Consider the following 19,527-nt stretch of genomic DNA (forward strand, 5'->3'; position numbering starts at 1 on the left):
CCGGAAAGAATCGGGTGGGGATTCCCAAAACGGCGCGAGTCAGATTCAAGCTGCATGCTGGCGAGGGAGGCCAGCATGTATGGCCAGGGCGCTTTCGGTTGATCTTCGCCAAAGGGTGGTAGCCGCGATTGACGGTGGCATGTCCTGTCGACAGGCTGCTGAGCGCTTTGGTGTCAGCGCGGCCAGTGCAATCCGCTGGCGCGGTCGCCTCAAGAAAGTTGGCGACATCGTTCCTAAACGCCAGGGCGGTGACCGCAAATCGCAGCGCATCGAAGCGCATTCGCAATTGATTCTGGAGGCGGTGACAGCGAGGCCGGATATCACGCTTGCCGAGTTGCGAGAACTGTTGAAACGTCGTGGAATATCGACTGGCATCGCGTCGCTCTGGCGTTTTTTCCAGCGCAGAAAGATCACACTTAAAAAAAGACAGCGCACGCCGCCGAGCAACGGCGCGGCGATATAAATGCCGCACGTGAGGAGTGGTTCGAAGGGCAAATCGACCTTGACCCTGAGCGTCTCGTCTTCATCGACGAAACCAGCGCCAACACCAAAATGGCGCGGCGTTACGGGCGCTCGCCACGCGGCGAGCGATGTCGTGCAGCTATCCCACACGGACATTGGAAGACGACGACGTTCACCGCTGGATTGCGCTCCGACGGTCTGATCGCGCCGCTTGTTCTGGACGGTCCAATGGATGGCGACGCTTTCCTGGCCTACGTCGAGCAATTGCTCGCCCCATCGCTGCGGCCGGGCGATACCGTTATCATGGACAACTTGCCCGCTCACAAGGTCCATGGCGTTCGAGAGGCCATCCAGGCGGTCGGAGCTAGCCTGCTCTATCTTCCGCCCTACAGTCCAGACTTCAACCCGATTGAAATGGCCTTCTCCAAACTGAAAGCGCTGTTGCGGGCCGCCGCAGCCCGCACCATGCCCGATCTCTGGCAAGCAATCGCCAACGCTCTCAAACGCTTCTCACCCGAGGAATGTCAAAATTATCTCGTCGCGGCTGGTTGCGACGCAACGTGATCGGAAAACGCTCTAGCGAGGATCACCGTGGTCGGCCGGTCCTTCAGCAGCGGGAGATATCCCAGGGAGGGATCGAACCGAAAGGTGAGCCCGGGCTGGACGATGATATCGAACCATTGCTTGAGCTTGTAGGGAATGCTGAAGTTCCACATTGGCGTCGAGATCAGAACCCGATCGGCCAGTGAAAAGCGCAGCGCCATCCGCTCGGGCTCCGCAAAGCTGTCCCGTTGCGCGTCGTTGAAGGGCTGCGCCTTCATGCGCGCATATTTGGCCTCGACGATGGGACCTGCGAATTCCGGCAGCCGCTCGCGCCAGAGATCCACGACGTCGATGTCCCAGTCCGGACGGGCCTGCCGAAACCCGTCAAGAAACACGCGCGCGCCGGCGCTCGACTCGGAGTCGGCACGGGGCGAGCAGGAGAGGTGCAAAAGCTTTGCCACCACTCATCCCAGCGCTCTGATGACGGCGTCCGCCCGGGTGACGACGGCGACGTTCTGCATGGCAAAATTGATCGAGGCGGAGTGCCAGTCGGCATTCATAGTCGAGCAGCAATCTTCCGGCACGATCATGAAATAACCCTTGTCGGCGCCGGTGCGCGCGGTGTGCTCGACCGACATGTTGGTCCATGCGCCGGTATTGATGATCATGTCGCGCCCGGTGGCTTTGAGGATCGTCTCCAGCCGGGTGCCCTCCCAGGCGCTCATCCGCATCTTCTCGACGACGAAATCGCCGGGCCGCGGTTCGAGGCCCGAGACCGGGGCGGCGCCCCAGCTGCCGCGCACCATCGCCTTGCTGTCGACGAGACCCTCGAACAGCGGTGCGTTCAGCGTCACGCCGGGGGCGCCGGGCTCGACCACGAACCAGACGTGGATGATGGCGACGCCGCGCGCGCGAGCTGTCTCCGCCAAGCGCCTGACGTTCTCGACCACATGCTGTTGCTTCGCATGCCCCGGTGCGCCTGACTCGGCGAACGCGCCGCCATCCATGATGACGTCGTTCTGAAGATCCTGAATGATCATGGCGCAGCGGCTTGGATCGAGCCGCATCTCGCCGTCGGCGAGGATGGGTGTGGCAGCCGCGGGGCCGGCACTTGCGCCGCCGCTGCTGCGTTTGCCGCTCATATAGGGCTCGTGGCGCGGCCCGGCCTTGGTCGGGATCGCATAGACCGAATGCGTCGACGTCAGATAGAGCGTGCGGAAATCCGGGCCACCCCAGGCAAGGTTGGCGACGAGCTCAGGCACGCGGACCTTCCCCAGCAACTCGCCGCGCGGCGAATAGACCCAGACGCCGCCGGGGGCGGTGACCCAGACATTGCCATGCTGGCCGCACTTCATGCCGTCGGGCAGGCCCGGCTCCAGCTCGGAGCGGATGGCGCTAGCGAACACGCGCGCGTTCGACAGCGAGCCGTCGCCGTTGACGTCGAATACGCGGATCAGCGCCTGCACGGTGTCGTTGACATAGAGCAGCTTTTCGTCCGGCGAGAAGCACAGCCCGTTCGGCTGGTCGAACAAATTGCGGTCCACCACGAGCTTCGGCTCGCCGCCGGGCATGACGCGATAGACGCCCTGGAAGCCGAGCTGGCGCGGCCGCTCGACACCATAGACCGGCATGCGGCCATACCAGGGATCGGAGAAATAGATGGCACCGGAGGAGTGCACGCAGACGTCGTTGGGGCTGTTGAGCTCCTGTCCCTGGAAGTGCGAGGCCAGCACCTCGCGCCGCCCGTCCGGCCGCTCACGGATCAGCGACGAGGTCGCATGCTCGCAGACGATCAGATTGAGCTCGGCATCATAGGTCATGCCATTGCACTTGTTCGACGGGCGCTTGACCTCCGCGACGCCGCGCCGCGCATCCCAGCGCCGGCGTACGTCGCCCGGCATGTCCGAGAACAGGAGATAATGATCGACCGGATGCCAGATCGGCCCTTCCGTGAAGTCAAAACCCGTTCCGACCTGCGCGACCGGCGCATAGGGGTCGATCAGGCTCTCGAATTCGGAGCGCAAGGTAACGTGCGTCATCGGTCGATATCCTCAGCTCACGTCAGGCAGGGAACCAGTTGCGCGCGGGCAGCGACTGCACGATCGGGCCGGGGACCTGGTCGTGCAGCCGTCCAACAACTATGCCGCCCTCGATCTTGGCCGGCCTGTCGTGCACCGGCAGCAGATAGCGCGAATTGCTGAGCAGCTTCTTGATCGAGGCCTTCTCGGCCCGCTTGCTGGTGCCGTGGTTTCCCGTCGTCCGCGGCTCCCAGTCGTGGATCTCGTTGAAGGGCGTGACGATCTGGTCGTTGAAGTCGTAGATCACGTCGCCGCAGATCGTCGCGATCCCGTCGGCAGTCTCGACGATGACGTTCATCGATCCCTCGGTATGTGCATTGGCCGCATCGCAATAGACGCCGGGCATCAGCTCGATAGGACCCGTGATCTCGAGGTCGAGGAAGCGCAGCGCACTCTTGGTGTGCAGTCGGTCGATGAGATGCTTGATGTCGGGCGCCGGATATTGCGGATGCATCAAGCCGGAGACGGAATATTCGAGTTCTTTCCGGTTGAGGACGACGGTCGTGTTCATCGGAAACAGATCGTCCTTGCCGGCGTGGTCGATGTGCAGATGGGTGTGGCAGACGAAGCGGACGTCGCCCATGCGTACGCCGTGGCGGGCGAGCTGGTTCTCGATCATGTGCTCGTGGTATTGCAGGCCGCGCATCCCGAGCGTTTCCATGATCTGGTTGGAGCGGTAACCGGTATCGACCACGACCGGATATTTGCCGCCGAGGATCAGAAAGCCGAGGGTGAGGACGCGGCGAGTGCGGCCGCAGTCGCGGCCGAGGACCAGAAAGCTCGATTCCAGCTCGATATCGCCATAGTCCAGGATCTTGATCTCCAGCGCCATTCGTTTCCCTCCCTGTTCTGTTCTTGTCTGTCAAAGCCGGTAGACGCGCGTCGCCGTCGTCCTGAAAATTGCGTCCTGCTGCTGGGGCGTCAGCTTCGCGGCCGCCGCACGAAAGGCGTCGACGAGCTCCCGATAGCTGGTCCACAATTTCTCGATCGGAAAATTGGAGCCAAACAGGCAGCGCTCCGCGCCGAAAATCGCGACGGTATCGGTAAGGACGGCCGCGATGTGCGCGGGATCGTTGCGATGGATGAAGGTGCCGAGCCCGGAGAGTTTTGAGACCACGTTCGGACAGACCGCGAGCCGGGCCATCCCGGCGCGCCAGGCGGCCCGGCCCGCCGGCGAGAGGTCTTCCAGCATGCCGGCATGCTGGAGGATGAAGGTCACCCTGGGGCAGGACTCGGCGAGTTGCGCCGCGTCCGGCATCTGCGGCGTGAAGACCTGGAGGTCAAAGCTCCAGCCGTAGTCGGCCAGGCGTGCGATGTTGCGGCGGACCATGGGATCGACGCAGAGATCGGGCTTGGTCGCGAAGCGATAGAGCGGATTGTCGTGCCAGTGCAGCTGCATGCGCACGCCGCGCACGAGCGGGTAGCGCTTCAGGCGATCGAGTTGCGGGCGCACGTCGTCGACGGCGAAATCGGCGTGGGCGACGATGGCATGCGGCCAGCCGTGCTCGTCGGCAGTCTGTTGGACCCAGGCTGCCTCGTCCTCGAAACGGTCGTTGGCCCAGTTGGTCTGGACAAAGACCGAACGGGTGACGCCGGTGCCCTTGAGGTCGTCGAGATATTCCCGGATCGGATAATCGCGACGGATCGGCTCGTAGGGTCCAAAGATGCGCGGCTGCATCGGGCCGGTCAGCCAGGGCAGGTCGGCCTGCCGCCAGATGTGATGATGGCCGTCGACAATGTCGCTCACGCCGCTCTCCTCCGTCCCAACGTCAGAATGTGCGCGACAATCGACGCGCTTGAACCGCCATCCACGAGATCATCGACGAAGCGCTGGATGGCCAACAGCGCCTCGGTCTTCGGGCGGAAGTCCGGGCCCGTCGCGAGCGGTGTCAGCCAGCTCACGCGCCAGGCGCGCCGCGACAGCTTTGCGACCGCGTCGCGTAACGCATCGACTTCGCCGCGCTCCAGCCCGTCCGACACGACGACGACGGCCGCGCCTCGCGCGTAACCGCCGAACCGCGGTACCGCGAGGAAGGCTTGCAGCGCGTCGCCGATGCGGGTGCCGCCATCCCAGTCGCTGACGAGGTGCGCCGCCGCGTTCAGCGCCTGCTCGCGACGCTTCAGACGCAACGACCGGGTGACGCGGGTCAGCCGCGTGCCGAAGGTGAAGACCTCGACATTGGGCGCGGCCTGCACCAGCGTATGCGCGAGCTTCATGTTCTCTTCGGTGCGAGTCTTCATCGAGCCGGAGACGTCGATCAGCAGCAGGAGTTTTCGTCGGCGCGGGCGCCGCTTCAGGTGCCCGAGCCGCAGGATCTCGCCGTCGCTCCGGACACACTCGCGCAAGGTCCGGCGAAGGTCGGCAAACGGCCCGCGGCGGGCGCGCATGCGCCGGTGGCCGCGACGCTGCGGCAAGCGTCGCGGGGCCTCGGGCGCCAGGCGCCGGAGCGCGTCGGTGGTGGAGAGCTGGGCGAAGCGGCGCTCCACCAGCGCCTCGGCGCGCGTCGCGGCGAGGCCGGATTCGTTGGCGTCGTCGGAGAACAGGGGTTCCTGTTCGCCGCGGCCCTCTTCCTGGAGCCGGACAGTCTCGTCGTCGTCGCCGTCATCGACATGTTCGATGGCTTCGCTGCCGCGGAAGTGCAGGTCGAACAGCCGGTCGAAGGTCGTGCGGCGCTCGGGTGGCGGGGCGAGCGTGGCCAGCGCCGATTGCCTGATGTCGTTGAGGTCGCGCGGCCCGAGCAGCTCGATCGCGGCGAGATAGGAGGTGGTCTGCTCGGGCGCGACGGCAAAGCCGTTGGCGCGCAGCAGCGCGACGAAGGAGACGAAGATGCGGGCAGCGCGCGGAAGCTCCGGCTCGGTGCTCATGCGGTTGCCTCCGCGAGCATGACGTCGAGCCGTGGCGAGATGAAGTGCAGGTCTTCCTCGTCTTTCAGCGCCACGCCGATCGAGCGCCTGAAGGCGTCGGGCCAGCGCGCACCGCCCTTGTGAAGGAGCGTCGCCGCTTCAGCCCAGTCGACGGCTTCCGCGATGCCTGGTGCCTTGCTGAGCGGCTCGCGGCGCAATTTGCCGACGGCCGCGACGACGGCCCGCGCGGTCGCCTCGGCGACGCTGGAGGCCCGCAGCATCACGATACGCGCCTCCCGCTCTTCGGTGGGATAGTCGATCCAGTGGTAGACACAGCGGCGGCGCAGAGCTTCGTGCAGGTCGCGCGTCCGGTTCGATGTCAGCACGACGACAGGACGTTCGGCCGCGCGCACCGTGCCGCGTTCCGGGATCGAGATCTGGAAGTCCGAGAGAAACTCGAGCAGGAACGCCTCAAACTCCTGGTCGGCGCGGTCGATCTCATCGATCAGCAGCACGGTGGAGTCGGGTGCGCGAAGCGTCGCCAGCATCGGCCGCTCAATCAGAAACGTTTCGCCATAGATGTCGATGCTCTCGTCGCCAGCCTGGCGGATCGCGAGCATCTGGCGTGGATAGTTCCACTCGTAGAGCGCGGCCGAGGCGTCGATGCCCTCGTAGCATTGCAGGCGGATGAGGCGACGGCCGAGGACGGCGGCGATGGCTTTCGCGGCCTCGGTCTTGCCGACACCAGGGGCGCCCTCAAGCAGGAGCGGTTTGCCGAGGGCAAGGCCAAGATAGGCTGCGGTCGCGAGCCCTTCATCGGCGAGGTAATAGGCTGCCCGAAGCGCCTTCTCCAACGCCTCGGGGCTGTCGATGCCAACGATGTTGCTGCGAACTGCCATGGCCGGTCTCAGCGTCGCGCCTGTGGCCGCGCGCCGCCCTGGGTCTTGATCGCGCGCAGCACCTTTTCCGGCGTAATCGGCAGATCGTCGATGCGTACGCCGACGGCGTTGAAAATCGCATTCGCGACAGCTGGCAGCACGGGATTGGCGCACATTTCGCCCGGTCCTTTGGCGCCGAACGGGCCATCGGGCGCGGGGCGCTCCAACACGGCGATATCGTGCGGGCAAATGTCACCCGGGCCGGGCATCAGATATTCGACGAAGTCGCGGGGGCCGTGAACAGGGTCGGGATAGTGAGGCTCCGTGGTCTCGTACAGCGCGTGGCTGATGCCCATCCAGGCGCCGCCCACGAGCTGCTGCTCGACCAGGCGCGGATTGAGCGCGCGGCCGAGCTCATAGGCGGAGTCCATGCGGACCATCGCGACTTCACCAGTCTCGTCGTCGACCTCGACCTCCGCCACGAGACAGGCATGGGCGTAGCAGGTCGCCGGCGACATCTCGCCGGTTTCGGGGTCGACGTTGGACAGAGGCACGAGGAATATGCCGCGGCCGGAGATGGTCTTGCCCTGCTTGAACTGGGCGGCGATGGCGACGTCCTTGGTCGAGATCGAGCGATGCGGCGCACCCTTGACGTGGATGTTGCCGCGTCCGTCGGTTTCGAGATCGGCGGCGTTGACCTCGAGCTCCTCGGCTGCCGCCTCCATCATCACGCCGCGCGCCTCGCGCGCCGCGGCCATCACCGCATTGCCGACGCGATGGGTGCCGCGCGAGGCGAAGGAGCCCATGCAATGCGGACCGGTGTCGGAATCCGCGGTGTCGACATAGACGTCCTCGACGGGAACACCCAGCGTCTCCGCGCAGATCTGCCGCGTCACCGACTTCATGCCCTGGCCGAGGTCGATCGACGACAGCGCCACCGTGAACTTGCCGCTCGGGTTGGAATGAACCAACGCCTGGCTGGGATCGCCGCCGAGATTCATGCCGATGGGATAGTTGATCGACGCCATGCCGCGTCCGCGATGCCGGGTCATCAGCGCCTCCTGGTGCCGAACACGGAGGAGAAGCGGGGCGCGCCATGCGAGGGCGCGGCCGGCCGCGGTGGAGGTGGCGACGGCGCAGGGGGCGGCGGCTCACGCGGAGGTTCGCGGGTGACGGTGGACGGGAGCCGGTCATAGCTGGTGCGCTGCTGGACTGGCGCGGCCGGCCGGCTGAGCGAATCCGTCGGTGTCGGCGGGATCACGGCGCGGCTGCCGCCGCCGTCCTTGCGCGACGACGCTCGCTTGAACTCCTCGCGGATCGGCCATTTCGCCTTCTCGGCGGCGACCTGGACGCATTCGATCAGCGCGGTGTTCTTGGCTTCGCGCCGATGCGCCTTCATGTCGCCGTCGCGATAGGCGTTGAGGATCCGGAACTCCATCGGGTCCATGCCGACGAGGTTTGCCAGCTTGTCCATCTGGCACTCGATCGCAAAATCCATCGCGGTGACGCCGAAGCCGCGCATCGCCGTAGCGGGCGTCCGGTTGGTGAAGACGCAATAGACGTCGCCAAAGACGTTCGGGATGGTATAGGGCCCCGGCAGATGCGCGGCGCATTTCACGGCGGCGTAGCTGGAGAGCCTCGTATAGGCGCCGCTGTCGAAATAGGCGCGGATTTTTCGCGCGATGACACGGCCATCCCGCATCACGCCGTCCTTGATGTAGATGCGCTCGGCCCCGCGGGGCGGGCCGTATTGCATCTCCTCCTCGCGCCCGAACACATAGCGGACGGGCCGCCCGGTCAGCATCGCGCCCAGGATTGCGAGCGGCTCGGTCAACGTATCCACCTTGCCGCCAAAGCCGCCGCCGACCGTGCCGCCGATGAAGTGAAAGGTGTTGGAAGGCAGATCCAGGATCTTGGCGCAGGTGTCGACCGAGAAGAACAGTGCCTGCGTCGAGGTGTAGACGACGTAGCGGCCGTTGGTGTCGGGCGCGGCGATCGCGCCATTGGTTTCGGTCGGCGCGTGCTCGATCGGAGACATCTGGTAGCGCTGTTCGAGCACGTGGTCGGCGGTCGCGAGCGCAGCGTCGGCATCGCCGAAGCGCAGCTTCTGGTGATCATGGACGTCGTGATAGATGAAGGCGTTCTTCGGATAGGTCTCGTTGACGACGGGCGCCCCGGCCTTGAGCGCGTCCTCGACGTCGAGCACGACCGGCAGCGGCTCGTAGTCGATCCGCACCTTTGCGATCGCCTCGAACGCCTCGCGCTCGCTGTCCGCGACGATGGCGACGACCGGTTCGCCCTTGTAGCGGACCTTGTCCGCCGCCAGCGTGGGCTCGTCGTCCTTGCCGAAGTTGATGAGGCTGAGAAGCGTGTTGAGATTGCGCGGCACGTCGGCGCCGCGGATGATCCGGCGTACGCCGGACGAGCGTTCGGCTTCCGTGGTGTCGATATGGCGCAACCGCGCGTGCGCCTGCGTCGAGCGGACCACCTTCAAATGCAGCATGCCCTGAAGCTTGTGATCGTTGAAATAGCTCGACGTGCCCGTGACATGGCCGAGCATGTCCTGGCGCTGCGTGCCCTTGCCGATCTCATTGAGATTGTCGTCGCGCTCGTCGGCGAAAATGTCCTTGCGCAGTTCCAGCATGACAAGATCCTTTAGGCACTGGCCCGGCCGCCCGAAGCGGCGAGGATGGCATCGATGATGGGTTCGTAGCCGGCGCAGCGGCAGATGTTGCCGGAGATCGCCTCGACGACCTCAGCGCGGCTAGGCTGCGGATTGCGATCGAGCAGCGCCTTTGCGGCCATCAGCATGCCCGGCGTGCAATAGCCGCATTGGGCGGCAAAACTGTCGGCGAAGGCGCGCTGGAGCGGATGCAGGTTCGGGCCCTGCTTGAGGCCGTCGAGCGTCTCCACCGATCGGCCGGCGACGGTTTCCGCCAGCGTCAGGCATGACAGGTGCAGCTCGCCGTCGATCAGCACACTGCAGGTGCCGCAGCCGCCCTGGCCGCAGCCGAATTTCGGCGTCATATCGCCGATCAGTTCGCGCAGAGCGACCAGCAGGTTGGTGCCGCCATCGACGAAGATCGCGACGTCGCGGCCGTTATGACGAAATTGCAGGGCGGTCTTGGCCATGACGAGCTATTCCTGACCCGAGAGGAGACGGCGCAGGTGGACGCCGGCGATCTCGCGGCGATACCAGGCGCTGCCGAGCGCGTTGTCGAAGGGGGAGGTGCCCTCGGTGACGGCGGACGCCGCGGCAGCGATGGTCGCGGCATCCAGCGAACGTCCCTCGAGCACACGCTCGGCGGCGCGTGCCCGAATCTGGGTCGGCGCCATCGAGCCCAGCGCGATCCGTGCCCCGGCGATCCGTCCACCGCTGATCGGCAGATGGGCTGCGAGCGTAATGACGGAGCCGCCCTTTGGCTTGATACGGGCGACCTTGTGGTAGCGGAAGGCGTCCGCGCTCGTCGGCCGTGCGCAGGACACCGAGAGCACCAGCGTGCCGGCCTGCCGCTCGCGCGACTGCAAGAACTCTTCGATGGCGATGTCGCGCGTGCCAAAGCCGCCCTGCACGGCGACGGTGGCATCGAGCGCAAGCAGCGCCACCGTGAAGTCGCCATAGGGACTTGGCGCGAACAGGTTGCCCCCGACCGTGCCCATGTTGCGCACCGCAGGTCCGCCGATCGAGCGGGCAGGGGCGTGCAGGAAGCCGAGGTCGCGCTCTGCGAGGATTTTTGCGAAGGTGATGCCGGCCCCGAGCGTCACGCGCGGGCCCGATGCGTCGATCCGGGTCAGGGCTTGGTCGCTGGCGCGGATGACGGTCGAGACAGAGACGTCACCCTCGTTCAGCGCCCGCATCACCAGCGTGCCGCCGCCGAGATAGCGTGCGCCGCGATCTGCCGACAGCGCGCCGGCCGCTTCGCTGGTGCTGGCAAAAGTCTTCACTGTCACGGCCATTGCTATGCCGCCTCCTTCAGGTGCCGGCGGATCGCCTCGAAGCCGGCTTGATAGATGTCTTCCGCGACCATGTGGACGATGCGATCGCGGTCCTCCGGCCTGGTGCTGAAGCGCGACTCCCAGTGCCAGAAGGTGCGGTCGCCGTCGGTCACCGGCAGCAGGCGGACGTGCGCCACGTAGTTGAACATCGGCACCGGCGTATCGAGCAGGCAGTAGCTGAAGGTCTGCTCGAGATCGGAGAGCGCCAGCAATTGCTCGCGCAGCTCCGATCCGTCCTGCAGCTTGAAGCGCCTGACACAGCCAATTTTATCAGGGGAGTGCGCGCGCTCGATCGTGGAGCTCGCGACCGCCGGATGCCAGCGATCGTGTCCGTTGAAATCGCGCAGCACGTCCCACACCGCATCGGTGGGCGCATCCAGGATCGTGCTCTTGACGATATGCGGCACGGAGCTCACCCTCCGAACTGGCGCTTGAGGGCGTCGAAGCCGCCCTGGAACACGCCGCCGCCGATATTGCCGACGAGCTCCGCTTCCCGTTCGGGGGCGCAGTCGAACTCGGCGGTCCATTCCATGAAGGTCTGGTCGCCGTCGGTGACCGGCGTCAGCCGCAACGTCGCGACGTAGTTCTCGACGCCCATGGGGGATTCCAGGATCGAATAGGTGCAGAACATGTCATAGTCGGAAAGGCCGAGCAGCTTCTCGCGGATGCGGTCGCCGTTGCGCAGGCGGAAATCCCTGACACAGCCGATCTTGTCCGAGGGCTCGCCGCCCTCGATACGGCTTTCCGCGATCGCGGGATGCCAGTTCGGCATGCCGTTGAAGTCGCGCACCCGCGCCCAGACGCGATCGTTGCGCGCATTGACGACGGTTGAGACATAGACGCGGGCCATGATGTGACCTCAGCTCTTCTTCCGGGGGCTGCGCTCCGCGGGCGGTTCGCCCTCGGTGGAAGGCGTGGGCGCCGCAGCCGGCTTCTCGCCGCCTCCGCCTCCACCACCGCCCTTGCGGGCGGACTCCTTGATGCCTTGCATGTCGCGGGCCTCGCGGATCAGGCCCGGCATCTTGGCGAGGCTGCCCCCCTCGACGCCGATATCCGCCAGAAGGGAATCGATCAGCGGCGCCTGGACGCGGTAGCGTAGCGCCGAGTCGATCACCTCGTCGGTGGCGCTGCGGCCGCCATTGCCGCCATGGCCGTTGCCGTTGAGGCCGTCGACCTGGAGGATGCGGATGCCCTCGATCTTCTCCATCGGCTTGACGCTCTCGCGCACGATGCCTTCGATGCGGTCGAGCAGCTTTCTGCGGAACAGCGAGTAGCGAGCCTGGTCGGTCAGCACGTTCTCGGCCTCGTTGAGCAGCCGCTGCGCCTCGGCCTCGACGGCCGCCGCGCGCACGCGCTCGGCTTCGGCTGCAATTCGGGTCTCCTCGGCCTGCTTCTCGGCGATCACGATTTCGACGCTCTTGCGACGCCGGGCGATCTCGTTTTCACGTGCGGTGATGACGCGCTCGGTGGCCTCCGTCGCATGTATCCGCGCTTCCTCGGCCGAGGCCCTGGCGGCGGATTCTTCCAGCGACTTCAGGTGGATCGCAATCGCCTTCTCCATCAGAACGGTCTCGACCTCCTTCTCGCGATTGACTTCGAGCTTGCGCAGCTCGCGCTCGCGGCCGATGCGGGCTTCATCCAAGCCGCGATCGGAGGCAATGCGGGCGCGCTCGACCTCCTCGCGCGCGGCAATCTCGGCTTCCTGGAGCGACTGGACGCGGGCGACCTCGAGTTGCTCGATCGAGCGGCGGCGTTCGATCCGTGCCGCCTCCAGCGCCTGCTCGCGCGAGACGTCAGTGGTCTCGACGTCCTTGCGTGCGACGATTTCGGCCTGCTTGACCTGGCGGTCGGCGTCGATGCGTTCGGAGCGCTTGGTGGAGAGCGCGATGACGCGGTCTTCGTCCGCGATCTCGATTGCCTTCTTCTGCTCGATATTGAGCACTTCGCGCTTCTTGGACGAATTGATCCGCTCGGACTCCAGCGCGAGATCGACGCCGATGCGCTGGCGCTCGATCACGTCGCGCCGTTTGAGGTCAGCCGCCTCGACTGCGGCGGTCCGCTCGATCTCCAGCGCCTTGGTCTCCCTGTCGGCCTGGATCCGCTCGGCCGCGATGGCCTTCTCCTGCGCGATGCGCGCGGCCTCGATCGCTTCGCGGGAGGCGATATCGGCTTCCTCGACGGCGCGGTTGCGGGCGATCTCGAGTGAACGAACTCGTTCCTCCTGGGCGATACGGGTGGCTTCCGTCGCCTCGCGTGCCGTGATTCCCGCGACGTCGAGTGCCTGGTTCCGCTCGATCTCCAATTGCCGCGTATTCTGCTCAGCGGCGATGCGCTCTGCGGCAAGCGTCCGCTCACGGGCGATGCGCGCAGCCTCGACCGCGCGCTGGGCCTCGATCTCGGCTTCCTGGATCGTGCGCACCTGCTGGATCTCAAGCGCGCGGGTGCGCTCGTCTGACGCGATGCGCTCGACATTGACAATCATGGTCTGGGCGATGCGGGCCTTTTCGGTCGCTTCGCGGGCGGCGATCTCGGCTTCGTCGACGGCGCGGGTCCGCTCGATCTCGCGGCGCCGTGTCTCTTCTTCATTGGCAATACGGGCGTCGGTCACCACCCGGTCCTGCTGGATACGCGCCTTCTCAATCGCCTCGCGGGCGGCGATCTCGGCTTCCTCGATGGTACGCATCCGCTCGATTTCGCGCTGGCGCACCTCGCGCTCAGAGGCGATGCGGCTGGTGTCGATCGAGCGCTGGTTGGCGATCCGGGTCTTCTCGACCTCCTCGCGGGCGAGCAGTTCCTTCTCCTCGATGGTGCGGGTGCGTTCGATCTCCCGCTGGCGTGTCTCGCGCTCCGAGGCGATACGGGCTTCCGCGATCGCCTGGTCGTTGGCGATGCGTGCCTTCTCGATGGTCTCCCGCGCGGAAATCTGCGCCTGCTCGGCCTCGGTCTCGCGCAGGGCCCGCTCACGCGCGACCTCGGTGCGTTGCAGGGCGCGGCGCATCTCGATGTCGCGTTCCTGCTCAAGGCGCGCCGTCTCGCTTTCGCGCTCGATCTCAAGGGCCTGTCGCTCGGCCTCCAGATTGCGGGAGCGGATCTTGATCATCGAATCCTGCTCGATGTCGTTGCGCAGCTTGCGCTTGGCCTCGATGTCCTCCATCAGGCGTGTCAGACCTTCGGCGTCGAAGCGGTTCGAGGGATTGAAGAATTCGAGATCGGTCTGGTCGAGATCGGTGATCGCGACGGATTCCAGCTCGAGTCCGTTCTGAGCGAGGGCCTCAGCCGCGTTCGCCTTGACGCGAGCCACATACTCGCCGCGCTGCTCGTGCATCTGCTCCAGGGTCATCTCCGAGGCAATCGAACGGATCGCGGAGATGAATTTGCCGGCGAGGAGGGCGTGGAGCTTCTCGGGCTCCATGGTGCGGCGGCCGAGCGTCGCGGCGGCGATGGACACGGCTTCACGGGTCGCCTGAACGCGGACATAGAAGTCGGCCTCGATGTCGACGCGCATGCGGTCCCGGGTGATCACGGCGTCCTGCCGGGAGCGCACGATGCCCATCGGCTGCACGTTCATGTTGACCGGCGTGTAGTCGTGGATGAAGGGCAGCACGAACGCGCCGCCGTTGATCACGACGCGCTCGCCGAGCAGGCCGGTCCGGACGAATGAGGTCTCCTTGGACGAGCGATGGTAGAGCCAGTTCACGATGTAGACGCCGACCACGATCACCACGATGGCGACGATCAGCCAGAGGATCAATTCACCGACCAGAGTCCCTGACAAATTTCCCTCCCTCGACCTTCCGGCGTTATCGCGCGCCGATCGCCTTGAATTTGCGTACCTGATCCGTCAGCGCCCGCTCGACCGGCAGCCGCTCCATCGAGGAGGCGCCGTAAAAGCCGTGGCAGTAGCGGGTGTTCTTCATGATGAAATCGGCGTCGTCCGGATCGGCGATCGGTCCGCCGTGGGCGAGCACCAGAATGTCCGGATTGACGCTGAGCGCCGCGGAGGCCCAGGTGTCGATGCGCGCCGGGCAATCCTTGAGCTTGGGCGCGGTCTGCGCGCCGATGGTGCCCCCGGTCGTGAGGCCGAGGTGACAGACGATGATATCCGCGCCCGCGATCGCCATCGCGGCGGCTTCCTTCTCGGTAAAGACGTAGGGCGTCGTCAGCAGGTCCTTCTCGCGCGCCTTGGCGATCATGTCGATCTCGAGCGCGTAGGACATGCCGGTCTCTTCGAGATTGGCGCGGAACACGCCGTCGATCAGGCCGACGGTCGGAAAGTTCTGCACGCCGGCGAAACCGAGCGCCTTCAACTGGTCCAGGAAAACGTCCATGTCGCGGAACGGATCCGTGCCATTGACGCCAGCGAGCACTGGCGTTCTGGTCACGACGGGCAGCACTTCGCCGGCCATCTCCAGCACGATGGCGTTGGCGTCGCCATAAGCCATCAATCCCGCAAGCGAGCCGCGGCCGGCCATGCGATAGCGGCCGGAATTGTAGATGACGATGAGATCGACGCCGCCGGCTTCCTCGCACTTGGCCGACAGGCCGGTGCCGGCGCCGCCGCCGATGATGGGCTCGCCGCGCTTTGCCATGTCGCGGAAGCGTTTCAACAGTTCTGCGCGTTCAAACCGGGCCATCGGTCACCTCGCTAGTCTCCGGCGCGCCCCGGTGCGGCCGAACAAGGTCCGGAACGCGCTGACAATGGTGGAGGCGAACTCGGGATCGTTGATGTTCTTGGGGACGCGGATGAGTTGACGGTTGGCGGTCTGCCGCACGTTCCGCTCCAGCGCACGGAACAGGGCCGCATCGGCATCGGGATCCCAGAATGGCTGTCCTCGCGCGTCGAGCGCGGAGACGCCGCCCTCGGGCAGGAAGAAGCGCACCGGGCCGTCCATCTGGTTGAGCCGATCGGCGATCCAGCGGCCCATGCGTTCGTTTTCCTCGGCCGTGGTCCGCATCAGGGTGACCTGGGGGTTGTGGACGTGGAATTTGCGGCCGCGGTAGCGCTCCGGAATGGTGTCCGGGGCGCCGAAATTCACCATGTCGAGCGCGCCCACCGAGCCGACATAGGGCAGGCGGCTGCGGATGATCGCACCCAAGCGGTCGTCGGTTGCGGGGAACACGCCACCCATCAGGAGATCGCAGATTTCCGTGGTGGTGAGATCGATGACGCCGGCGATCTGCCCGGAATCGACGAGCTTCTCCATTGAGCGGCCGCCAACGCCGGTGGCGTGGAACACGAGGCACTCAAAATCCTCGCGCAGGTCGGCCGCGATCTTCTGGACCGCCGGCGTGGTGACGCCGAACATGGTGATGCCGACCGACGGCAATCCGCCATCGCCGAGATCCTTCCGCGCGTGCTGATCGAGGCGCGCCCTGACCATGCCGGCCAGCGCATTGGCGCCATTGGCGAGCACGGCACGCGAGATCGAGTTGAGGCCCTGCACGTCGGTGACCGAATGCATCATGGTGATGTCGGCGGGGCCGACATAGGGTCCGACGTCGCCGGAGGCGACGGAGGAGATGATCAGCTTGGGCACCCCGACGGGGAGGGTCCGCATCCCCGGCGCGACCAGTGACGCCGCGCCCGAGCCGCCCGCCGAAATCACGCCGGCAATATTGCTCTGGCGTCGCAGCCAGCTGGCGAAGGCCTCGGCCATCGCGGTGACGGCGGCGCCGCGGTCGGGTCCGAACACCGCCGATCCGCCGCGCCCATGGTTCAAGGCGATCTCCTGGGCCGAGACGTCGCTGGTTGCGTGCCGGCCGCTGGTGGAGACATCGACCAGTCGCGTGCGCAGGCCGCTCCCGGCGATGATGTCGCGGATGAAGCGAAGCTCCGTGCCCTTGGTGTCGAGCGTGCCGACGACGAGCACGACCGGGGGTCCCTGCGTTTGCGCCGCGACCGGCTCGCGCCGGCGCCGGGCGGTCTCGTCGAGACGCGCCACCTGTGTCGAGAGCGTGCGGGCGGCGGCCTCGATGCGGGCGATCGGGACCGGCTGCGACCAGCGGGTGGGCGGTGTCGGGTTGGAGATGTAGACACGGATCGGGCCGCCTGGACGGGACGGCTGCGGTGCGGCCTTCGCCCCGGTGCCTGCCGCCGGCATGTCGACGGCGGGCTCGAGCTCGGCGTGGAGGCCGACGCCGAGCAGGCGCTGCTGCAACCCCCGGTCCGCGGCAAGGCGCGCGGAATCGATGATGCGGTTGATGCGGCCGTTGACCATGATCGCGACGTTGCGCGAGACGGCCGTGGCCACACCGATGTTCTGCTCGATCACGAGCACGGACATGTCGCCGTCCTCGCCAAGCCGTACCAGCATCTCCTCGACCTGGGCGACGATGACGGGCGCAAGCCCCTCGGTCGGCTCGTCCATGATCAGGAGCTGCGGATTGGTGAGCAGCGCGCGGGAGATCGCCAGCATCTGCTGCTCGCCGCCGGAGAGCTGGCCGCCGCCATGGTCCTTGCGCTCGGCCAATCGCGGAAAGGTCTCGTAGATGCGCTCGACCGTCCAAGCCCCGCGCCGCAGGCCCGCGGCAAGCTGCAGATGCTCGTCGACGCTGAGCGAGCGCCATAGCCGCCGGCCCTGCGGCACGTAGCCGACGCCGAGCCGGGCTATGTGGGCGGGCGGCCGCCGGGTGATGTCGTCGCCGCGGACGCGGATCGAGCCGCCGCTGACCGGCACCAGCCCCATGATCGCCTTGCACAGCGTGGTCTTGCCCATGCCGTTGCGACCGACCACCGAGAATACGCCGGCTTCGAGCGTCAGGTCCACGCCCTGCAGCGCATGCGAATGCCCGTAGTAGACGTCGAGGCCGCGGACTTCGAGGGCGGCGGAGCGGCGGACCTCATTCATGGCCGCCTCCGAGGTAAAGCTCCTGCACCTCGGGATCGGACTCGATCTCCTGCGGCAGGCCTTCCTTGAAGATGCGCCCGTTGTGCATCATCGTGACGCTCTCGACGACGCGTAGCGCCACGTCCATGTCGTGCTCGATGATGATGTAGCCGATATGCGCCGGCAGCGAGGTCAGGATCTCGACCAGCTCGGCACGCTCGGTCGGCGACAGCCCCGCGGCCGGCTCGTCGAACAACACGAAGCGCGGCGCGCCGGCGAGCGCCAGTGCGATCTCGAGCTGGCGCTGCTGGCCATGCGCAAGCTCTGCGACGCGCTGGTCCTTCACGCCTGTGAGATGGACAGCCTGCACGAGATTGTCGGCCGCGCTCATCAGCGCGTCGTTCTGTCCGGGGCGCAGGAACGAGAAGCGGCCGCGCGAGACGCCGCGGCAGGCGAGGTAGACGTTGTCCTGGACGGTGAGACCAGGAAAGAGCGCTGAGATCTGGTAGGTCCGGCGCAGGCCGCGGCGGATGCGCTCGTAGGGCGGGAAGTGGGTGACGTCCTCGCCGAAGAACCGGATTGTGCCGGAGGAGGGCGGGAAATCGCCGGTGATGCAGTTGAACAGGGTGGTTTTTCCGGCACCATTCGAGCCGAGCACGGCGCGCCGCTCGCCGGGGCGCACGGTAATGGTGACGTCGGTGAGCGCAGCCAGCGCGCCGAACAGGCGCGTCACGCCGCGAAGCTCCAGCGCCGCGCCGGCGCCGACGGCTGAGAGGCGTTGCGCGACGCTATCCATGACCGGATCCTTGACCAGATCCTCGGCCGTGACGTTCGCTTGAACGGGCCGCGCCGGATCGCTGGCGCTGTCGCCAGCTCTGCCAGAGCCCGATCACGCCGTCCGAGGACCAGAAGACGATGGCGAGGAAACCGAGGCCGATCAGCAGCCGGAAGCGGTTGCCGTCGAGCCCGAGCTTGACCAGGAAGTCGAGCGCGAAGGTGCGTAACAGCACGAAGATCAGCGCGCCGATGAACGGACCGATGGGACGCGTGATGCCGCCGACCACGGCGATGATGAGGATATCGATGCAGGCGCCGACGCTCACGGATCCGGGCGAGATCTGCCGGTAGTTCCAGACCTGAAGCACGCCGGCCAGCGCCGCGACAAAGGACGCGAACGCGTAGGCGGCGACGCGGTGCGCATTGACGTTAAAGCCGAGCGCCGCCATGCGGCGGGGATTGTCGCGCACACCTTGCAGTGCCAGGCCGAACGGTGCGCGGGAGATGTATTCAACGGCGAAGTAGCACAGCGCAGCAACCGCGAGCACGATATAATAGAAAGGAATGTCGGCGCGCCAGTTGACGCCCCAGAAATGCGGCGTGGCGACGGTGTTGATGCCGGTATGGCCGTTGAAGATCGCCCAGTTCTGATTGGTGAAGTAATAGAACGCCGCGCCGATCGCGAGCGTGATCATGATGGTGTAGATGCCCTCGGTGCGCACCGCCAGCGCGCCGCCAAGCGTGCCGAACAGGGTCGCGAGCGCGAGCGCCATCGGGACTGCGAGCCACCACGGCCAACCCAGGCTGATATTGGCATTGCCGCTGACGCCGAACACCGCGACCATATAGGCGGAGAAGCCTGCGATGGTGAGCTGCATCAGGCTGACCATGCCGCCGTAGCCGGCGAGGAACATCAGGCTCAGCGCCATGATGCCGAGGATCAGCGTGGTCGCAAAGATCTCGATCAGGAAGAAGCCGTTGGCGATCAGCGGCATGATCAGGAGAATGGCCGCGACGATCCAGGCTGCAGGATTGTTGATCTCCGGCCATCCGCGCAAGGTGGGGCGCTGCGCGGCTACGGCGGGACGAACGGTGACGCGGGCGTCGTGGGCGAGCGACATC

At 66.2% G+C, this 19,527-nt stretch carries 17 protein-coding genes and 1 pseudogene; 1 reads left to right on the forward strand and 17 read right to left on the reverse strand.

Going from position 1 to position 19,527, the window contains the following annotated elements:
- Positions 1-79: 79 nt before the first annotated feature.
- A protein-coding gene (locus HAP41_RS19905; protein WP_166097476.1) for an IS630 family transposase occupies positions 80-1,026 on the forward strand; the annotation gives its coding sequence in 2 pieces (ribosomal slippage) (positions 80-419 and positions 419-1,026; 948 coding nt in all).
- A gap of 14 nt (positions 1,027-1,040) precedes the next feature.
- Here HAP41_RS19905 and HAP41_RS19910 read toward each other — a convergent pair.
- The 17 genes and pseudogenes from HAP41_RS19910 to HAP41_RS19990 all read right to left on the reverse strand — a co-directional run.
- Positions 1,041-1,466, reverse strand: a pseudogene (locus HAP41_RS19910) (FMN-dependent NADH-azoreductase); the annotation flags it as partial.
- Positions 1,467-1,469: 3 nt separating this feature from the next.
- Positions 1,470-3,044, reverse strand: coding sequence for an isochorismatase family protein (locus HAP41_RS19915; protein WP_166097474.1), 1,575 nt, complete (start codon positions 3,042-3,044; stop codon positions 1,470-1,472).
- A 22-nt stretch (positions 3,045-3,066) separates the two neighbouring features.
- Positions 3,067-3,915, reverse strand: a complete 849-nt coding sequence (locus HAP41_RS19920; RefSeq protein ID WP_166097472.1) for an N-acyl homoserine lactonase family protein — start codon at positions 3,913-3,915, stop codon at positions 3,067-3,069.
- 30 nt (positions 3,916-3,945) lie between these two features.
- A complete protein-coding gene (locus tag HAP41_RS19925; RefSeq protein WP_166097468.1) occupies positions 3,946-4,830 on the reverse strand; it encodes an amidohydrolase family protein in 885 nt (294 codons plus the stop codon).
- Entirely contained in the window at positions 4,827-5,948 is a 1,122-nt protein-coding gene (locus tag HAP41_RS19930; RefSeq protein WP_166097464.1) for a vWA domain-containing protein, read from the reverse strand. The genes HAP41_RS19925 and HAP41_RS19930 overlap by 4 nt, the downstream gene beginning before the upstream one ends.
- Positions 5,945-6,826, reverse strand: a complete 882-nt coding sequence (locus HAP41_RS19935) for an AAA family ATPase (protein ID WP_063984347.1) — start codon at positions 6,824-6,826, stop codon at positions 5,945-5,947. The genes HAP41_RS19930 and HAP41_RS19935 overlap by 4 nt, the downstream gene beginning before the upstream one ends.
- Before the next feature lie 8 nt (positions 6,827-6,834).
- On the reverse strand, positions 6,835-7,857 hold the full coding sequence (locus tag HAP41_RS19940; RefSeq protein WP_014496431.1) for a xanthine dehydrogenase family protein molybdopterin-binding subunit: 1,023 nt from the start codon (positions 7,855-7,857) through the stop codon (positions 6,835-6,837).
- On the reverse strand, positions 7,857-9,449 hold the full coding sequence (locus HAP41_RS19945; RefSeq protein ID WP_166097462.1) for a xanthine dehydrogenase family protein molybdopterin-binding subunit: 1,593 nt from the start codon (positions 9,447-9,449) through the stop codon (positions 7,857-7,859). The genes HAP41_RS19940 and HAP41_RS19945 overlap by 1 nt, the downstream gene beginning before the upstream one ends.
- An 11-nt stretch (positions 9,450-9,460) precedes the next feature.
- Entirely contained in the window at positions 9,461-9,937 is a 477-nt protein-coding gene (locus tag HAP41_RS19950; protein WP_166097460.1) for a (2Fe-2S)-binding protein, read from the reverse strand.
- A gap of 6 nt (positions 9,938-9,943) precedes the next feature.
- Positions 9,944-10,762: an FAD binding domain-containing protein gene (locus HAP41_RS19955; protein ID WP_166097458.1), complete on the reverse strand. Its 819-nt coding sequence runs from the start codon at positions 10,760-10,762 to the stop codon at positions 9,944-9,946.
- Between the two features lie 2 nt (positions 10,763-10,764).
- Complete coding sequence (locus HAP41_RS19960) at positions 10,765-11,208, reverse strand: SRPBCC family protein (protein ID WP_166097456.1); 444 nt, start codon at positions 11,206-11,208, stop codon at positions 10,765-10,767.
- Positions 11,209-11,213: 5 nt separating this feature from the next.
- A complete protein-coding gene (locus tag HAP41_RS19965; protein WP_014496426.1) occupies positions 11,214-11,651 on the reverse strand; it encodes an SRPBCC family protein in 438 nt (145 codons plus the stop codon).
- A gap of 9 nt (positions 11,652-11,660) precedes the next feature.
- Positions 11,661-14,576 (reverse strand): flotillin family protein, encoded by a 2,916-nt coding sequence (locus HAP41_RS19970; protein ID WP_248577216.1) that lies wholly within the window; start codon positions 14,574-14,576, stop codon positions 11,661-11,663.
- Positions 14,577-14,601: 25 nt separating this feature from the next.
- A complete protein-coding gene (locus HAP41_RS19975) occupies positions 14,602-15,435 on the reverse strand; it encodes a phosphoenolpyruvate hydrolase family protein (protein WP_038955857.1) in 834 nt (277 codons plus the stop codon).
- Between the two features lie 3 nt (positions 15,436-15,438).
- Positions 15,439-17,649, reverse strand: a complete 2,211-nt coding sequence (locus tag HAP41_RS19980) for an ABC transporter permease (protein WP_166097451.1) — start codon at positions 17,647-17,649, stop codon at positions 15,439-15,441.
- On the reverse strand, positions 17,642-18,424 hold the full coding sequence (locus tag HAP41_RS19985; protein ID WP_028147232.1) for an ABC transporter ATP-binding protein: 783 nt from the start codon (positions 18,422-18,424) through the stop codon (positions 17,642-17,644). The genes HAP41_RS19980 and HAP41_RS19985 overlap by 8 nt, the downstream gene beginning before the upstream one ends.
- On the reverse strand, positions 18,417-19,526 hold the full coding sequence (locus tag HAP41_RS19990; RefSeq protein WP_166097450.1) for a branched-chain amino acid ABC transporter permease: 1,110 nt from the start codon (positions 19,524-19,526) through the stop codon (positions 18,417-18,419). The genes HAP41_RS19985 and HAP41_RS19990 overlap by 8 nt, the downstream gene beginning before the upstream one ends.
- Position 19,527: the final 1 nt, after the last annotated feature.

The organism is Bradyrhizobium barranii subsp. apii (assembly GCF_011516635.5).
Classification (GTDB): domain Bacteria; phylum Pseudomonadota; class Alphaproteobacteria; order Rhizobiales; family Xanthobacteraceae; genus Bradyrhizobium; species Bradyrhizobium barranii.

Excerpts from the sequence above, each read along its gene's own strand:
- HAP41_RS19985 (WP_028147232.1), bottom strand. The coding sequence starts at position 18,424 with ATGGATAGCGTCGCGCAACGCCTCTCAGCCGTCGGCGCCGGCGCGGCG.
- HAP41_RS19950 (WP_166097460.1), bottom strand. The coding sequence starts at position 9,937 with ATGGCCAAGACCGCCCTGCAATTTCGTCATAACGGCCGCGACGTCGCG.
- HAP41_RS19945 (WP_166097462.1), bottom strand. The coding sequence starts at position 9,449 with ATGCTGGAACTGCGCAAGGACATTTTCGCCGACGAGCGCGACGACAAT.
- HAP41_RS19915 (WP_166097474.1), bottom strand. The coding sequence starts at position 3,044 with ATGACGCACGTTACCTTGCGCTCCGAATTCGAGAGCCTGATCGACCCC.
- HAP41_RS19955 (WP_166097458.1), bottom strand. The coding sequence starts at position 10,762 with ATGGCCGTGACAGTGAAGACTTTTGCCAGCACCAGCGAAGCGGCCGGC.
- HAP41_RS19935 (WP_063984347.1), bottom strand. The coding sequence starts at position 6,826 with ATGGCAGTTCGCAGCAACATCGTTGGCATCGACAGCCCCGAGGCGTTG.
- HAP41_RS19965 (WP_014496426.1), bottom strand. The coding sequence starts at position 11,651 with ATGGCCCGCGTCTATGTCTCAACCGTCGTCAATGCGCGCAACGATCGC.
- HAP41_RS19920 (WP_166097472.1), bottom strand. The coding sequence starts at position 3,915 with ATGGCGCTGGAGATCAAGATCCTGGACTATGGCGATATCGAGCTGGAA.
- HAP41_RS19990 (WP_166097450.1), bottom strand. The coding sequence starts at position 19,526 with ATGTCGCTCGCCCACGACGCCCGCGTCACCGTTCGTCCCGCCGTAGCC.
- HAP41_RS19930 (WP_166097464.1), bottom strand. The coding sequence starts at position 5,948 with ATGAGCACCGAGCCGGAGCTTCCGCGCGCTGCCCGCATCTTCGTCTCC.
- HAP41_RS19980 (WP_166097451.1), bottom strand. The coding sequence starts at position 17,649 with ATGAATGAGGTCCGCCGCTCCGCCGCCCTCGAAGTCCGCGGCCTCGAC.
- HAP41_RS19940 (WP_014496431.1), bottom strand. The coding sequence starts at position 7,857 with ATGACCCGGCATCGCGGACGCGGCATGGCGTCGATCAACTATCCCATC.
- HAP41_RS19975 (WP_038955857.1), bottom strand. The coding sequence starts at position 15,435 with ATGGCCCGGTTTGAACGCGCAGAACTGTTGAAACGCTTCCGCGACATG.